The sequence below is a fragment of the Micromonospora sp. NPDC049101 genome (assembly GCF_040648675.1).
GTDB lineage: Bacteria > Actinomycetota > Actinomycetes > Mycobacteriales > Micromonosporaceae > Micromonospora.
This window is the reverse complement of sequence record NZ_JBEZED010000009.1, coordinates 232,956-249,136: the sequence shown is the minus strand read 5'-3', so window position 1 is coordinate 249,136 and position 16,181 is coordinate 232,956. Positions and strand designations below refer to the sequence as shown.

Genomic DNA, 16,181 nt, shown 5'->3' with positions numbered 1-16,181 from the left:
GCGGCGGCCGCGACCACGGTGCCCTCGGTCGCGGGGGCCCCGGTCGCGGCGGCGGTCGCGCTGCCCACGGTCGCGGCGGCTTCGGTCGCGGCGGGTTCGGTCGCGGCGGGTTCGGTCGCGGCGGGTTCGGTCGCGGTGTCGAGCAGGAAGGTCAGCAACGCCTTCTGCGCGTGCAGCCGGTTCTCCGCCTGGTCGAAGACCGCGCTCTGCGGGCCGTCCAGCACCTCGTCGGTGATCTCCTCACCACGGTGGGCGGGCAGGCAGTGCAGCACGATCGCGTCCGGCGCGGCCTGGCCGAGCAGTTCCTTGTTGACCTGGTACGGCAGGAACGGGGTGATTCGGTCCAGCCCGTCGGACTCCTGACCCATCGACGTCCAGGTGTCGGTGGCCAGCACGTCGGCGTCGCGTACCGCCTGGGCCGGGTCGGTCAGCACCCGCACCGATCCGCCGGTGTCGGCGGCGATCCGGGCCGCCCGGTCCAGCACGGCCTCGTCCGGCGCGAACCCGGCCGGCCCCGCGATCCGCACGTGCATGCCGGCCATCGCCCCGGCCAGCAGGTACGACTGCGCCATGTTGTTCGCGCCGTCGCCCACGTAGGTCAGGGTGCGCCCGGCCGTGCCGCCGCACCGTTCCCGGATGGTGAGCAGGTCGGCCAGCAGTTGGCACGGGTGGAAGCCGTCGGTGAGCGCGTTGATCACGGGCACGGTGGCACCGCTCGCCACCTCGGCGATCCGGTCGTCGCCGTGGGTCCGCAGCACGATGGCCGCGACGTAGCGGGACAGCACCCGCCCCGCGTCGGCGAGGGACTCGCCCCGGCCGAAGTGGGTGACCTGCGTGTCCACCACGAGGGGGTGCCCACCCAGTTCGGCGATGCCGGCGTCGAACGAGATCCTGGTCCGCAGGCTCTGCTTGTCGAAGAGCACCGCCACCGAACGGGGGCCGGCCAGCGGCTGGTGGCCGAACCGGTCCGCCTTCATCCGCGCCGCCAGGTCGAGGACCGTGGACTGCTCGGCCGGCGAGAGGTCGTCGTCGCGCAGGAAGTGCCGAGTCATGCGCTCGTTCCCGTCGTGGTGGTGGTCGGCGTCGAGATCTTGGAAGACTTCGGCCCCTGGAGGGGCGCTTTGCCTCCAAGATCTGCGTCGGTTCCGGCGGCCGCCGGGGCGGTCGCCGCCAGGGCGGCGGGTAGGGCCGCTAGGAAGGTGTCCGTCTGGGCGGCGGTGAGGATCAGTGGTGGGACCAGCCGCAGCACCCCCGGCTGCACCGCGTTGACCAGGAAGCCGGCCTCGCGCAACGCCTCGGCGAGCACCGGAGCCACCGGCGCGGTGAGCGTCACGCCGAGCAGCAGCCCGGCGCCGCGTACCCCGCCGATCAGCGGATGGCCCAGCGCCTCGATGCCGCGACGCAGCCGCTCGCCGACCCGCTTGACGTTGTCCAGCAGGCCCTCGTTGGCGATGGTCGCCACCACCGCGAGCGCCGCCGCACAACTCACCGGATTGCCGCCGAAGGTGGTGCCGTGCGAGCCGGGGGTGAGCAGGTCCGCAGCCCGGCCGAAGGCCAGCGTGGCCCCGATGGGCAGCCCGCCGCCGAGACCCTTGGCCAGGGTGACCACGTCCGGCTCCACGCCCTCGGCCTGGTGCGCGAACCAGTGGCCGGTGCGGCCGACGCCGGTCTGCACCTCGTCGAGGACGAGCAGCGCGCCGTGCCGGGCGGTGATCCGCCGGGCCGCGGCCAGGTAGCCGGCCGGCGGGACGACCACGCCGTTCTCGCCCTGGATGGGCTCCAGGATCACCATGGCGGTGGCGTCCGTGACTGCCGCTTCGAGGGCCGTGACGTCGCCGTAGTCGACGTGGGTCACCTCGCCGGGCAGCGGCCGGAACGGGTCGGCCTTCGCCGGCTGACCGGTCAGGGCGAGGGCACCCATGGTGCGGCCGTGGAACCCGCCGCGGGTGGCCACCACCTGGGTACGGCCGGTGCGCCGGGACAGCTTGAACGCCGCCTCGTTGGCCTCGGCGCCCGAGTTGGCGAAGAAGACCCGGCCGGGCCTGCCGGCGAGCGCCAACAACAGCTCGGCCAGTGCGACCGGCGGCTCGGCGACGTAGAGGTTGGAGACGTGCCCGAGGGTCGCGACCTGCTTGGACACCGCCGCCACCACGGCCGGGTGGGCGTGCCCGAGGGCGTTCACCGCGATGCCACCGACCAGGTCGAGATATTCCCGGCCGGCGTCGTCCACCACGACAGCACCGGCGCCGGAGACCAACGCCAGCGGCGGCGTGCCGTAGTTGTCCATCATGGACTTCGTCCAGCGCTGCGCCAACGTGCTCACGATGCGACCATCCCGTCTCCCGGCACCACCATCGTTCCGAACCCTTCCGACGTGAACACCTCGAGCAACGTGGAGTGCGCCACCCGACCGTCGACCACGTGCGCGGCCGGCACTCCCCCACGGACCGCCCGCAGGCAGGCCTCCATCTTCGGCACCATCCCCGACTCCAGGCTGGGCAGCAGCTTGGCCAGGTCGTCCGCGACGATCTCGGAGACCAGACTGGTGGTGTCCGGCCAGTCGGCGTACAGGCCGGCCACGTCGGTGAGCACGACCAGCTTGCGGGCCCGCAACGCGATGGCCAGCGCCGCGGCGGCGGTGTCCGCGTTGAGGTTGTGCAGCACCCCGTCCACGTCCGGTGCGACCGTGGAGATCACCGGAATCCGACCGGCCTCGATCAGGTCGGTCACCGCGGACACGTCGACCGACTCGACGTCACCGACCTGGCCGACGTCGACCGGCAACCCGTCCACGTACGCCGGGCGGCGCACCGCGGTGAACAGCCGGGCGTCCTCACCGGAGAGGCCGACCGCGTACGGGCCGTGCGAGTTGATCAGCCCGACCAGCTCGCGGCCCACCTGCCCGACCAGCACCATCCGGACCACGTCCATCGCCTCGGCGGTGGTGACCCGCAGCCCACCCCGGAACTCGCTGGCGATGCCGAGCCGACCCAGCATGGCGGAGATCTGCGGCCCGCCGCCGTGCACCACCACCGGCTTGAGACCGGCGTACCGCAGGAAGACCATGTCGGCGGCGAACGCCCGCTGCAACGCGGGGTCGGTCATCGCGTTGCCGCCGTACTTCACCACCACCGTCGAGCCGGAGAAGCGCGCCAGCCAGGGCAGCGCCTCGATCAGCGTCTCCGCCTTGACCTGGGCGCGGGTGAGATCGCTGCTGAGAGTCATGAGGAGTACGCCGAGTTCTCGTGCACGTACGCGTGGGACAGGTCGTTGGTCCAGATCGTCGCGGCGGACGAACCGGCGTGCAGGTCGATCCGGATGGTCACCTTGCGCCCGGTCAGGTCGACCTTCGAGCGGTCCTCGGCGGCGGCACCGCCCCGGCACACCCACACCCCGTTGACTGCCACGTCCACCTCGTCCGGATCGAAGGCGGCGGCGGTGGTGCCGACCGCGGCGAGAATCCGACCCCAGTTGGGGTCGTTGCCGAACAGCGCCGTCTTGACCAGGTTGTTGCGGGCCACCGAACGGCCCACCTCGACCGCGTCGTCCTCGTCGGCCGCGCCGACCACGTCGATGGCGACCTCCTTGGTGGCGCCCTCGGCGTCGGCCACCAACTGCTGGGCCAGGTCGTGACAGGCCTCCGTCACGGCGGCGGTCAACTCGGCAAGCGTCGGCTCGATACCACTCGCACCGCTGGCCAGCAACAACACCGTGTCGTTCGTGGACATGCAACCGTCGGAGTCGACCCGGTCGAAGGTGACCCGGGTCGCGGCCCGCAGCGCCTCGTCCAGCGTCGCCGGCCCGGCCACCGCGTCGGTGGTCAACACGCACAGCATGGTGGCCATCCCCGGCGCGAGCATCCCGGAGCCCTTGGCCATGCCGCCGACGGTCCAGCCCCCACCGGGGGCCACAGTGGTCTTCGGCCGGGTGTCCGTGGTCATGATCGCCTCGGCGGCGGCCTGGCCGCCGGCCCGGGACAACCCGCGGATCGCCGAGCGGACGCCCGACAGCAGCTTCGGCATCGGCAGCCGCTCACCGATCAACCCGGTCGAGCAGACCGCCACCTCGCCGGCACCGAGGATCAGTCGTGGACTCACCGAGGTCAGCGCGGCGGCGGTGTGCTCGGCGGTGGCGTGAGTGTCCTGGAAACCGCCCGGGCCGGTGCAGGCGTTGGCGCCACCGGAGTTGAGCACCACGACGCGAACCACACCACCCCGCACGACCTGCTGGCTCCAGCGCACCGGCGCGGCCTTGACCCGGTTGGTGGTGAACACACCTGCCACACCCGCGTCCGGGCCGTCGTTGACCACCAGGGCGACGTCCGCGCCACCGCCGGCCTTGAGACCGGCGGCCACCCCGGCCGCCCGGAACCCGCGTGGGGTGGTGACACTCACGACGTCTGCCTTTCGTTCGCGACTGCGGGGCTCCGCTGCGCTGCACTCCTCGCGCTCACGGACTGACCCCCCAGATCGACAGGCCCGTCGTCTCCGGCAGGCCGAGCATCAGATTGGCGTTCTGTACGGCCTGGCCGGCCGCGCCCTTGCCCAGGTTGTCCAACGCGCTGAGCACGATCAGGCGACCCGAGTCAACGTCGACGGTGGCCTGTAGGTGACACGAGTTGGAGCCCAGCGTGGCGGCGGTGTGCGGCCAACGGCCCTCCGGCAGCACGTGCACGAACGGCGTGCCGGCGTACGCCCGCGCCAGCACCTCCTGCGGGTCGACGCCGCGCGCCGGCACCGCCGTGACCGTGGCCAGGATGCCGCGCGGCATCGGCGCCAGGACCGGGGTGAACGACAGGCCGGTCGCGCCGGTGGCCTGCTTGATCTCCGGTACGTGCTGGTGGGTGCCCACCCGGTACGGCGACAGGTCGCCCATCACCTCGCTGGCCAGCAGGTGCGCCTTGGCCGACCGCCCCGCCCCGGAGGTGCCGGAGGCGGCGACCACCACCACGTCGGCCGGGGTGGCCGCGCCGTCGGCGATCAGCGGCGCGAGGGCCAGGGTGATCGCGGCGGCGTAGCAGCCGGTGTTCGCCACCCGGGTGGAGCCGGCGATCAGCTCCCGCTGGCCGGGCAGCTCGGGCAGGCCGTAGGTCCACTGCCCGGCGTGTGTGCCGCCGTAGTACTGCGCCCAGGCGTACGGGTCGGCGAGCCGGTGATCCGCGCCCAGGTCGACGATGCGTACCTCGTCCGGGAGCTGGGCCGCGAGGGCCGCCGACTCACCGTGCGGCAGGGCCAGGAAGACCAGGTCCGCGTCGGCCAGGGTCGTCGGGTCGGTCGTGCCGAGCACCAGGTCGAGCCCGGTGAGCTGCGGATGCACCACGTCGACACGGTGCCCGGCCTGGCTGTGTGCGGTGGCGGCGACCAGGTCGAACTCCGGGTGCCCGGCGATCAGGCGCAGCAGCTCACCCCCCGCGTAACCGCTCGCACCGGCAACCGCGACTCGGATCCCCATACTCACCTCCGCATGACTATGCAGCGAAGATTAACAAGGACGACTCACGAGTGCAAGTTCATGCAGGGCAGTGCATGCTAATGAACAGATCGCCTGCGCGGTGAGGTATCCCCCACCCGGCGAGCGGGCCGTTCCTGCTTCTGGACCTCGGGCCGCCTGACCCGCGATCGCTGGCAATCTTGGACACTTTCCGTTAGCGGCTAACGGAAAGTGTCCAAGATTCACCCTGCCAACTGCCTCCCGCGCCCCGGACGCCGCCGCCAGCACCAGCCACGATCACGTCGTGATCGACTCACTCAGCCACCCTGGCGCGCATTCGCTGTCATCCGGCGGCGGATATCTGGTCGAACCGTCCTCGCTGGTGCCGGAGCTCGACGCCAGCACCCGGGAACACGAAAAGGCCCTGACCCGGTATGAACCACCAGGTCAGGGCCTTGGTCGTTGGTGCGCCGTCTGGGACTCGACGGTTCCTCAGGCGCCGCGCAGGGTCGCGCCGAGACGCTCCGCCGCTACCGCGACCGCCGCGTCCCGGGCCGCCACCGCCTCCTCGACGGTCAGCGTCCGGTCCGGGGCCCGGAAGGTCAGCTTGTACGCCAACGACCGGCGACCGTCGCCGAGCTGCGCCCCCGAGTAGACATCGAACAGCCGCACGTCCTCCAGCAGCGGACCGGCGCCCGCCTCCAGCGCCCGGCGCACCTGCTCCGCCGGCACCGAGTCGTCCACCACCAGGGCCACGTCGATGAGCGCCGGCGGGAAGCCGGACACCGTCGGCGCGGGCGTCACCGGGGTCGCCGGCAGCGCGTCGAGGTCCAGCTCCATCGCGCAGGTGCGTCGGGGCAGCTCCAGCGCCGCCACCACCACCGGGTGCAGCTCACCGGCGTGCCCGACGACCGCACCGTCGACTAGCAGCTCGGCGCAGCGGCCCGGGTGCCACGGCGCGTACTCGGCCGCGCGCACCTCCACCCGCTCGTCGGGGATCCCGGCGGCGGCCAGCACGTCACGCGCCGCCTCGATCGCGTCCGCCCAGCCGGCGGGGCGACCCGCACCCCACCAGCCGGCCGGGTCGAGGTCGCCGGCGAGCACCACGGCGACGTGCACCGGCTGCGCCGGCACGACCGCGTCGGCGGCGGCGAACTCGGCGTCGGTGGGGCGCCGGTCCACGCCCATCGCCGGCGGGCTGCCGGCGCCGAGGCGCGGGTGGAAGACCGCCCCGATCTCGTAGAGGGCGAGGTCGCGGTGACCCCGGCCGAGGTTGCGCTTGAGGATGCCGAGCAGCGGGCCAAGCAGCGTGGTGCGCAGCAGCGGCTCCTCCTCCGACAGCGGGTTGGCCAGCCGCACCGCCGGGCGGCGCGGGTCGTCGGCCGGCAGGCCGAGCTGGTCGGCCAGCTCCGGCGACACGAACGGGTGCGCGAGCACCTCCACGTACCCCCGCTCGGCCAGCGACCCGGCGACCGCCCGGCGCCGACGCTGCCGCGGGGTCAGCCCGCGGCCGGGGGGCGCGGTCGGCAGCACCGCCGGCACCTTGTCGTACCCGTCGAGCCGAACCACCTCCTCGACCAGGTCGGCCGGGTCGGTCAGGTCGGGCCGCCAGGTCGGCGGGGTGACGCTCAGCGTCACCCCGACGCCGCTGGCCACGCCGACCGCGCCCGGGTCCTCGGACAACCGGTCCGCGCCCTGCGCGACGGTGCAGCCGACCCGCTCCAGCAGGGCGACCACGCGCGCCGGCGGGTACTCGACGCCGACCCGCCGGGTCGGCAGGTCCGCCGGAAGGCTGATCGGGGTACGCGGCCGGACGTGGTCGATGTCCAGGACCTCCGCGCTCGGCGTGCCCCCGCCGTGCTCGGTGAGCAGCCGCACGGCCCGCTCCAACGCGACGAGCGCCACGGCGGGGTCGACGCCCCGCTCCCAGCGCTTCGCGGCCTCGCTGAACAGCTTGTGCCGGCGGGCGGTGCGCCCGACCATCGCCGGGTCCCAGTGCGCCGCCTCGAACAGCACGGTCGTAGTGTCGGCGACGACCTCACTGGTCTCGCCGCCCATCACCGCCGCGAGGGAGATCGGCCCGGTGTCATCACAGATCACCATGTCGTCGGCCGTCAGCACCCGGTTGACGCCGTCCAGGGTGGTCAGCTTCTCCCCCGCCTCGGCGCGACGGACCACCAGCGGCCCGGCGATCCGGTCGGCGTCGAAGGCGTGCATCGGCTGGCCCAGCTCCAGCATCACGTAGTTGGTGATGTCGACGGGCAGCGAGATGCTGCGGATGCCGGCAGTGACGAGCCGCTGCCGCATCCAGGACGGCGTGGGCGCGCTCGGGTCGACGCCCCGGACCAGGCGGGCGGCGTACCTGTCGCAGCCGACGGTGTCGCGGACCTCCACCGGGTACGCCGGAGTCTCGGTGCCGCCCGGCGCGGGCGCCAGGGCCGGGTCGCGCAGCGGCACGTCGAAGGCGTGCGACAGCTCCCGGGCCAGGCCGCGCAGGCTCAGCGCGTACCCCCGGTCGGGGGTGATCTCCAGGTCGAGCACGACGTCGTCGAGCCCGACCACCGGGCGCGCGTCGTCGCCGGGCTTGGCCGTCACGTCCGCCGGCAGCACGATGATGCCGGAGTGGTCGTCGCCCAGGCCCAACTCCTTGACCGAGCAGATCATGCCCGCCGAGTTGTGCCCGTACGTCTTGCGGGCGCCGATGGCGAAGCCGCCGGGCAGCACACCGCCGGGCAGGATCACCACCACCCGGTCACCCACCGCGAAGTTACGCGCACCGCAGACGATCTCCTGCGGCTCGCCGGTGCCGTTGGCGGCACCCACGTCGACCCGGCAGAACCGGATCGGCTTCTTGAAGCCGGTGAGTTCCTCGATCTCGCGCACCTCACCGACGACGAGCTGACCGGTGACGGTCTCGGCCAGGTCCACCACGGACTCGACCTCGATGCCGAGGTCGACCAGGGCCTGCTCCAGGTCACCGGTGGGCAGGTCGGCGGGGAGATCGACGTACTCCCGCAGCCAACTGACAGAAACTCGCATGACGTCAGACCACCGTTCCCGTGTCTCGTACCCGCATCGCCTACGCCCCGGCCCCGAGCGCCCGGCTGAACCGCACGTCGCCCTCGAAGAGATGGCGGATGTCGCTGACCCCGTGCCGGACCATCAGGGTCCGGTCGATGCCCATCCCGAACGCGAACCCGGAGTAGACCTCCGGGTCGACGCCGCAGGCGCGCAGCACCCGCGGGTTGACCATGCCGCAGCCACCCCACTCGACCCACTGCGGACCGTCGCGGTGCTCCGGGAACCACACGTCGAACTCCGCCGACGGCTCGGTGAACGGGAAGTAGTGCGGCCGCCACCGGGTCTTCGCCTCCGGGCCGAACATCGCCCGGGCGAAGTGGTCGAGCGTGCCCCGCAGGTGCGCCATCGTGATGCCCTTGTCCACCACCAGGCCCTCGGCCTGGTGGAACACCGGGCTGTGGGTGGCGTCGATCTCGTCGGTGCGGTAGACGCGGCCGGGCACGATCACGTAGATCGGCGGCTTGCGGCTGAGCATCGTACGGGTCTGCACCGTGGAGGTGTGCGTGCGCAGCACCAGGCCGGAACCCTCCGGTGCGATGTGGAACGTGTCCATCAACCCGCGCGCCGGGTGGTCGGCGGGGATGTTCAACGCGTCGAAGTTGACCCACTCCAGGTCGACCTCGGGCCCCTCGGCCACCTCGTAGCCCATCCCGACGAAGAGGTCACTTATCGACTCCATCAGGGTGCTCAACGGGTGGCGGGCCCCCCGCGGGCGCCGGTCGTAGGGCAGGGTGACGTCCACCCGCTCCTCCACCAGCACCCGCTCGGCCTGCTCGCGTTCCACCACCTCGGCGCGCTCGGCGTACGCGGACTCGATCGCTCGGCGGGCCTCGTTGACCCGCTTACCCGCGTCGGACTTCGCGGCCGGCGGCAACGCGCCGATCTCCCGGCGCGCGAGCGAGACCGGGGACCGGTCCCCCAGGTGCACCGAACGCAGCGCGGTCAGCGCGTCCGGGTCGGCGGCGGCCTCGAACGCCTTCGTGGCGTCCGCGACGGCCTCGGCCAGGGCGGCGGGGTCGAGCAGGGCGACCTGCTTCGGGTCGTACGGATCGTTGCGGTAGCTCATGGCGTACGGGCACTCCCTCACGGCGGCGCCAGCCCTCAGCGGGGCGGCTAGGCGAGTCTACGGACGCGCGGCTGTGCCGCAGCCCGCCGGTAGGAGTCCGTGCAGGGAGCAGGTCAGGCCCGCCGCCCGCCGACACCGGCGGGCTGGCTAAACGAACGCCGTTGCGCGTTCATGGACGGACGCTCTCCCCTGCTGTCAGTCGCGCCGGGCACGATCACCGTCAGCGCTGTGCTCTCGCTGAAGCGTACAGGCACACCGCCGCCGCGGCAGCCAGGTTAAGGCTCTCCGCGCGCCCGTACAACGGCACCCGCACCCGGGCGTCGGCGACGGCGGTCAACTCCTCGGGCAACCCGTGCGCCTCCGAGCCGAACAGCCAGGCGGTGGGCCCGACGAGCCGACCGTAGTCGGTCAGGTCGTCCAGGTCGCTGTCGCCGTACCCGGTGGTGGCGAAGATCGACAGCCCGGCGGCGCGCAGCGCGTCGACCACCGTGACCGGGTCCGGCGCGCGGACCACGTCGACGTGGAAGAGGCTGCCGGCCGAGGCCCGCACACACTTGCCGTTGTACGGGTCGACGGCGTCGCCGGCGAAGACCACCGCACCTGCCCCGGCCGCGTCGGCGGTGCGCAGCACCGTGCCGGCGTTACCCGGGTCGCGGATCTCGGCGAGCACCGCCACCAGCCGGGGTGCGTTCGCGAGGGCCTGCTGAAGCGACACGTCGAGATGCCGGCAGACCGCGACCAGCCCCTGCGGGGCGACGGTCTCGGTCAGGACGGCGAGGGCCTCGTCGGTCACCTCGGAGACGGGCACGTCGGCGCGGGCCGCCGTGGCGGCCAGCTCCGGGTGCCGGTCGAGCGCGGCGGGCGTACCGAACAACTCGGTGACCACCCCCGGCCGCGCGAGGGCCTCGCGGACCGCCTGTGGTCCCTCGGCCAGGAATCGGCCGGTCGCGTCGCGGTCGCGTCGGCGCTGCAACCGGCGGGCGGCGACAACCCTGGGGGTACGCGGGGTGAAAGCCATGGTGTGGGTTCCTCCGGCACGATTGAGGCGCCCCCCGGACGGCGGTGCCGACACGGGAGACGCCTCGCTCTGGTGCGTGGGGATCAGGCGGCCTGAGCCGCCGCGCCGCCGGTGCCCTCGGCCGTGACCGCGGCCCGGGCCAGCTCGACGATCGCCGCGAAGGAAGCGGCGTCGTTGACGGCCATGTCGGCCAGGATCTTGCGGTCGACCTCGATGCCAGCCAGACGCAGGCCCTGGATCAGGCGGTTGTAGGTCATCCCGTTCGCCCGGGCGCCCGCGTTGATCCGTTGAATCCACAGCTGCCGGAAGTCGCCCTTGCGGTCGCGACGGTCCCGGTAGGCGTACTGCATCGAGTGCAGCACCTGCTCCTTGGCCTTGCGGTACAGCCGGGAGCGCTGACCGCGGTAACCGCTCGCGGTCTCCAGCAGGGTACGACGCTTCTTCTGGGCGTTTACAGCCCGCTTGACGCGTGCCATCTCAACTCCTTAAAACGTAAAGGTGGCGCGCGTCAGCGGCCGAGCAGCTTCTTGATGCGCTTGACGTCGGCCTTGGCCACCTCGACCGTGCCGGTCAACCGGCGGGTACGGGTGGAAGACTTACCTTCCAACAGGTGGCGCTTGCCGGCCTGCTCGGCCACGATCTTGCCACGGCCGGTCACCTTGACCCGCTTGCCCATACCCGTGTGGCTCTTCATCTTCGGCATGTGGAACGTCTTCTCCCCTGTTACTCGCCGCTGGTGTCGGCGGCGAGGCCGGTGTTACCGGCTGCTGCGGTCTCGCTGACCGCCGCGGTCTCATCGGCTGCCGGAGCGGCGGACTCGTCCGCTGCCCGGTCCCGAGGCCCACCGCGGGACGCCGTAGCGGCAACCGCGGAGGCCTTGACGGCCCGGTGCGGAGCGAGAACCATGATCATGTTTCGGCCGTCCTGCTTGGGAGCGGCCTCGACGTATCCCAGGTCCGTGATCTCGGATTCGAGCCGGCGCAGGAGCCGGTAACCCAGCTCCGGGCGGCTCTGCTCGCGACCGCGGAACATGATCGTCACCTTGACCTTGTCGCCCGCCTTGAGGAACCGCACCACGTGACCCTTCTTGGTCTCGTAGTCGTGCGGGTCGATCTTCGGCCGAAGCTTCATTTCCTTGATGACGGTCTGCTGCTGGTTACGCCGCGCTTCGCGCGCCTTGAGTGCGCTCTCATACTTGAACTTGCCGAAGTCCATGAGCTTGCACACCGGCGGGCGCGCCATCGGCGCAACCTCGACCAGGTCCAGATCGACGTCCGCGGCCAGCTGAAGGGCGCGCTCCAGCGGGACGATGCCCACCTGCTCACCCTCGGGGCCGACCAGTCGGACCTCACGTGCCCGGATCTGCTCGTTCACGCGTGGTTCGACGCTGATGGGGCCTCCTCGAGTCGTTTCTGCTCAGGTGCCGACCCCCGCGGCTCCCAGGTGGGAACCGACCTGGAAAGCAGAAGGCCCCGGCGCATGCCAGGGCCCGCTCGACCGGTCAGCACGATCACAGGATCGCGCATCCGACGCCGGGACGTGCCCGGAACCGGTGACCGGACCCGGCCACCGTAGCGGCGACTCGGGTGGGAGCAGGCGCTCCGCTTTCAAGGCTGCCTGCTCGCATGCGGAGACAGCCTGGTCGACTTGATAACACTACACCCGCGCCCCGACCGCCCCCAAACCGGGCACACCCATCCCACGCTGGGCCTCCTCGGGGTGCCCCGACGGACGCGGCGGGGCCGGCGGCCCGGTGGGGTCAAGATCCGAGCATCTGCACCGAAAGCGCTGCCTCGGGGCGGGCTGAGGCGGCAGTTTCGGTGCTGTTGCTCAGATCTTGGAGCGCGGGGATGTGCGGTGGCCGCGCGCGGGCCGGCCGAAGAGGCGGGGTGGTCGGGGTCAGTGACGCGTGGCGCGCTCGGCGAGCTGGGCCTGGTGGGCCTGGTGCAGTCGGCGCAGCGCGCGGACCCCGTCGACGGCGAACTCCTTGTCGGCGGCCTGCAGGGCGATCATCGGCAGCAGGTCGTCGTCGTGCAGCTCCAGGCTGGCCCACGGCGCGCCCCGGTCGAAGCGGACACCCCGGACGACCTCCCAGGGCAGCTCGTAGGAGCTGATGACGTTACGGACCCGGATGCTCCGCGCGTCCGCCTCCACCCGAGGACGGGTGAACAGCAGGAAGCCGAGGGCACCGAAGACGCCGAGGCCGATCATGGCGATCTGGTCACCGCGTTGGAAGCTGCCGTAGCCATCGCCGGTCGGGCCACTCAGCGACGTGGCGACCAGAGCGAACACCACCACCAGGGCAGCCGCTGCCGACCAGCAGACCACGCGGATGCGGCGGGGCTTCAGGCGGACCAGCTCGGTTTCACTCACCCCACCAGTCTGCCACCCACACCGACCCGCCAAACGCACCACCCGCCGAGCCAGCACCCCGAGCTGACCCCAGGCCGGCACGGCCGTCGGAGGTTCCGCGCTTCCGCCCCGCGCCAGCACGACAGATCCGCTCGGGCTTCAGAAAACGGGGGTGTCCCTGACGCGCGGACACCCCCGTTCTCACGAAACCGAGTTGATCAAGCGGGATGCGGTCAGAGGCGGCAGGCGTGGATGTTGGTAACGAGGATGGCGCGGGCGCCCAGCTCGTACAGCTCGTCCATGATGCGGTGGACGTCGTCGCGGAGCACCATCGCCTGCACCGCCACCCACCCCTCGCGGTGTAGCGGCGACACGGTGGGCGACTCGATGCCCGGGGTGAGCCCGCTGGCCCGTTCCAGCAGACCGGCCGGCACGTCGTAGGCGAGCATCACGTAGCGGCGGGCGACCAGCACACCGTGCAGGCGGCGCAGCAGCTGCTCGGCCTGCGGGTGCGCCGGGGCGTCGGCGCGGCGGACCAGCACCGCCGACGAGCGCAGCAGCGGCTCGCCGAAGACCGTCAGGCCCGCCTGACGCAGGGTGGCGCCGGTCTCCACCACGTCCGCGATCACGTCGGCGACGCCGAGGCGTACGGCGTTCTCCACCGCGCCGTCGAGGCGGATCACGTCGGCCTTGACGCCCGCCTCGCCGAGGTGCCGCTCGACCAGCCCCGGGTACGCGGTGGCGATCCGGTGCCCGCCCAACTCCTGCACCGAGGCGATGTCGTCGGGGCGGGCGGCGAAGCGGAAGGTGGCCTGCCCGAAGGCGAGGTCGACGACCTCCTCGGCCGGCGCCGCCGAGTCGATCAGCAGGTCCCGGCCGGTGATCCCGAGGTCGAGGTCACCGGACCCGACGTAGGTGGCGATGTCCTTGGGGCGCAGGTAGAAGAATTCGACGTCGTTGGCCTCGTCGCGACAGACGAGGTCCTTGGGGTCGGTGCGCTGGCGGTAGCCCGCCTCGCGCAGCATCTGAGCGGCCGGTTCGGCCAGGGTGCCCTTGTTGGGAATGGCGACACGCAGCATGACGGGAGTGCTCCTTCGATCCGGATGGCGATCAACGGGTGGGGATGCACTCACAGATGTCGGTAGACGTCCTTGAGGTCGAGACCACTGGCGAGCATGAGCACCTGGACCTGGTAGAGCAGTTGGGAGATCTCCTCGGCGGTGCGCTCCGGCCCCTCGTGCTCGGCGGCCATCCACGACTCGGCCGCCTCCTCGACGACCTTCTTGCCGATGAAGTGCACGCCCCTTTCCAGGGCGGCGACGGTGCCCGAGCCCGGGGTGCCGGCGGCGGCCTTGGCCTGCAGCTCGGCGAACAACTCCTCGAACGTCTTCACGGGAGACGATTCTTCCAGCCGCCGGGGCGACGCCCCGCGTCCGGGTCCGCCGAAATCCAGCAAGCGGACAATTCCCTATCGACATGGGGGGACAAAGCCCCAAGCAGACCGGTCGATACCTCTACGCTGTCGGCCATGGCCAGCAGCTCACGTCTCCTCGCGCTCACCCTCGCCGGTGCCGCCGTCGTCGCCGCCGTCGGATGCGCGCCCCAGAAGGAGCTACCAACCCCCACTGTCACCACGGGGCTGTCCTGCGCCAAGGACAGCCTGCCCACGCGTACGCCGGGCAAGCTCACCATCGCCACCGACCAGCCCGCGTACGAGCCGTGGTTCGCCAAGGACAAGCCGGACAGCGGCGAGGGCTTCGAATCCGCAGTCGCGTACGCGGTGGCCGAGAAGCTCGGCTACGCCCGCGCCGACGTCACGTGGACCCGGGTCAAGTTCGACACCGCGATCGCACCGGGGCCGAAGGACTTCGACTTCGACATCAACCAGTTCTCCATCACCGAGGAGCGTAAGCGGGCTGTCGACTTCTCCGCACCGTACTACCTGGTCCGGCAGACCGTGATCGCGTTGAAGTCCTCGAAGATCGCCGGCAAGAAGTCGCTGGCCGACCTTCGCGACGCCAAGCTCGGCGCCCAGGTCGGCACCACCAGCTACCAGGCGATCACCGACGTGCTCAAGCCGACCAGGGAGCCACAGGTCTACAACAGCAACGACGACGCCAAGAAGGCCCTGCAGAACGGGCAGATCGACGGTCTGGTGGTGGACCTGCCGACCGCGTTCTACATCACCGGCGCGGAGCTCACCGACGCGACGGTCGTCGGGCAGGTGCCGCAGGTGGGCTCGCCCGAGGCCTTCGGGCTGCTGCTGGACAAGAACTCGCCGCTGACCAAGTGCGTGACCGGTGCGGTCGGTCAGCTCACCGAGGCGGGCACGCTGAAGCAGTTGGAGCAGAAGTGGCTGGCGCAGGTGGCGGGGGCGGCCGAGCTGCGGTGACCCTGCTCGATCACGTCCCGTCCGAGGCGCAGCGGCGGCGCTCGGCGTACCGGAATCGGCAGACCGTCTACAGCGTGCTGGTCGCGGCCTGCTCCACGGCGGCTCTCGGCACGCTGCTCGTCGTCGCGGTGACCGGCGCGCCCGGCTGGGAGCGGGTCCGGCGGTCGTTCCTGGACCCGGCGATCGCCGCCGACGCGCTGCCGGCGGTGCTGAGCGGGCTCTGGCTCAACGTCCGGCTGCTGGTCTGCTGTGCGGTCGGCGCGCTGCTGCTCGGGCTGGTGATCGCGGTGTTGCGGACGCTGCGCGGCCCGGTCTTCTTCCCGGTCCGGGCGCTGGCCGCCGGCTACACCTACACCTTCCGCGGCCTGCCGCTGATCATCGTGCTGTACCTGCTCACCCTCGGCGTGCCGGGCCTGCGGTTGCAGGGCATGCCGCCGGTGCTGGTGCTGGGTGGGATCGCGTTGGTCCTCACCTACGGCGGTTACCTCGCCGAGGTGTTCCGGGCCGGCATCGAGTCGGTGCATCCCAGCCAACTCGCGGCGGCCCGCTCGTTGGGCCTGACCTACCGGCAGACGATGCGGCACGTGGTCCTGCCGCAGGCCGTCCGCCGGGTGGCGCCGCCGCTGCTCAACGACGTGGTGGCGTTGCAGAAGGACGTCGGGCTGGTCTCCCTCGCGGGACCGATCGACGCGGTCCGCGCCGCGCAGATCGCCACCGCCCAGACCTTCAACTACACGCCGTACGTGGTGGCGGGCGTGCTCTTCGTGTTGCTCGCGATCCCGCTGATCGCGGTCACCGACTGGGTGACGCTGCGCGCGGCCCGCCGACAGTCGGGAGGCTGA

General features: G+C 72.0%; 15 protein-coding genes and 1 pseudogene. 2 read left to right on the top strand and 14 right to left on the bottom strand.

Translation table 11 applies throughout. The features are described 5' to 3' along the window. Positions 1-131: 131 nt before the first annotated feature. The 14 genes and pseudogenes from argF to AB0B57_RS15345 form a co-directional block, all read right to left on the bottom strand. Positions 132-1,052: pseudogene (gene argF, locus AB0B57_RS15410) on the bottom strand (ornithine carbamoyltransferase); the annotation flags it as partial. Beyond that, on the bottom strand, positions 1,049-2,323 hold the full coding sequence (locus AB0B57_RS15405) for an acetylornithine transaminase (RefSeq protein WP_357069402.1): 1,275 nt from the start codon (positions 2,321-2,323) through the stop codon (positions 1,049-1,051). The gene AB0B57_RS15405 and the pseudogene argF, both read right to left, overlap by 4 nt. Further along, entirely contained in the window at positions 2,320-3,225 is a 906-nt protein-coding gene (gene argB / locus AB0B57_RS15400; RefSeq protein ID WP_357069400.1) for an acetylglutamate kinase, read from the bottom strand. Before argB ends, AB0B57_RS15405 begins: the two co-directional genes overlap by 4 nt. Next, the gene (gene argJ, locus AB0B57_RS15395; protein ID WP_357069398.1) at positions 3,222-4,394 is read right to left on the bottom strand and encodes a bifunctional glutamate N-acetyltransferase/amino-acid acetyltransferase ArgJ; all 1,173 of its coding nucleotides are present in this window, start codon (positions 4,392-4,394) and stop codon (positions 3,222-3,224) included. Before argJ ends, argB begins: the two co-directional genes overlap by 4 nt. Before the next feature lie 55 nt (positions 4,395-4,449). After that, positions 4,450-5,451 carry an N-acetyl-gamma-glutamyl-phosphate reductase gene (gene argC, locus AB0B57_RS15390; RefSeq protein ID WP_357069396.1) on the bottom strand — a complete coding sequence of 334 codons (1,002 nt, stop codon included), beginning with the start codon at positions 5,449-5,451 and terminating at the stop codon, positions 4,450-4,452. 471 nt (positions 5,452-5,922) lie between these two features. Beyond that, positions 5,923-8,469 carry a phenylalanine--tRNA ligase subunit beta gene (pheT, locus tag AB0B57_RS15385; RefSeq protein ID WP_357069394.1) on the bottom strand — a complete coding sequence of 849 codons (2,547 nt, stop codon included), beginning with the start codon at positions 8,467-8,469 and terminating at the stop codon, positions 5,923-5,925. Positions 8,470-8,509: 40 nt separating this feature from the next. After that, on the bottom strand, positions 8,510-9,577 hold the full coding sequence (gene pheS, locus AB0B57_RS15380) for a phenylalanine--tRNA ligase subunit alpha (protein ID WP_357069392.1): 1,068 nt from the start codon (positions 9,575-9,577) through the stop codon (positions 8,510-8,512). Between the two features lie 220 nt (positions 9,578-9,797). Next, positions 9,798-10,649 carry an RNA methyltransferase gene (locus tag AB0B57_RS15375; RefSeq protein WP_357069390.1) on the bottom strand — a complete coding sequence of 284 codons (852 nt, stop codon included), beginning with the start codon at positions 10,647-10,649 and terminating at the stop codon, positions 9,798-9,800. A 29-nt stretch (positions 10,650-10,678) separates the two neighbouring features. After that, the gene (rplT, locus tag AB0B57_RS15370; protein ID WP_007458417.1) at positions 10,679-11,071 is read right to left on the bottom strand and encodes a 50S ribosomal protein L20; all 393 of its coding nucleotides are present in this window, start codon (positions 11,069-11,071) and stop codon (positions 10,679-10,681) included. Between the two features lie 32 nt (positions 11,072-11,103). Further along, on the bottom strand, positions 11,104-11,298 hold the full coding sequence (gene rpmI, locus AB0B57_RS15365; protein ID WP_110566082.1) for a 50S ribosomal protein L35: 195 nt from the start codon (positions 11,296-11,298) through the stop codon (positions 11,104-11,106). A gap of 20 nt (positions 11,299-11,318) precedes the next feature. Then, positions 11,319-11,969: a translation initiation factor IF-3 gene (gene infC, locus AB0B57_RS15360; RefSeq protein WP_357069388.1), complete on the bottom strand. Its 651-nt coding sequence runs from the start codon at positions 11,967-11,969 to the stop codon at positions 11,319-11,321. A 525-nt stretch (positions 11,970-12,494) separates the two neighbouring features. Then, the gene (locus AB0B57_RS15355; protein ID WP_357069386.1) at positions 12,495-12,968 is read right to left on the bottom strand and encodes a PH domain-containing protein; all 474 of its coding nucleotides are present in this window, start codon (positions 12,966-12,968) and stop codon (positions 12,495-12,497) included. Positions 12,969-13,180: 212 nt separating this feature from the next. Further along, complete coding sequence (gene hisG / locus AB0B57_RS15350; protein ID WP_357069384.1) at positions 13,181-14,026, bottom strand: ATP phosphoribosyltransferase; 846 nt, start codon at positions 14,024-14,026, stop codon at positions 13,181-13,183. Positions 14,027-14,076: 50 nt separating this feature from the next. Next, entirely contained in the window at positions 14,077-14,340 is a 264-nt protein-coding gene (locus AB0B57_RS15345) for a phosphoribosyl-ATP diphosphatase (protein WP_357069382.1), read from the bottom strand. A gap of 135 nt (positions 14,341-14,475) precedes the next feature. Between AB0B57_RS15345 and AB0B57_RS15340 the strand changes: the two genes are divergently transcribed. Next, positions 14,476-15,339: an ABC transporter substrate-binding protein gene (locus tag AB0B57_RS15340; RefSeq protein ID WP_357069380.1), complete on the top strand. Its 864-nt coding sequence runs from the start codon at positions 14,476-14,478 to the stop codon at positions 15,337-15,339. Beyond that, the gene (locus AB0B57_RS15335) at positions 15,336-16,181 is read left to right on the top strand and encodes an amino acid ABC transporter permease (RefSeq protein WP_357069378.1); all 846 of its coding nucleotides are present in this window, start codon (positions 15,336-15,338) and stop codon (positions 16,179-16,181) included. The genes AB0B57_RS15340 and AB0B57_RS15335 overlap by 4 nt, the downstream gene beginning before the upstream one ends.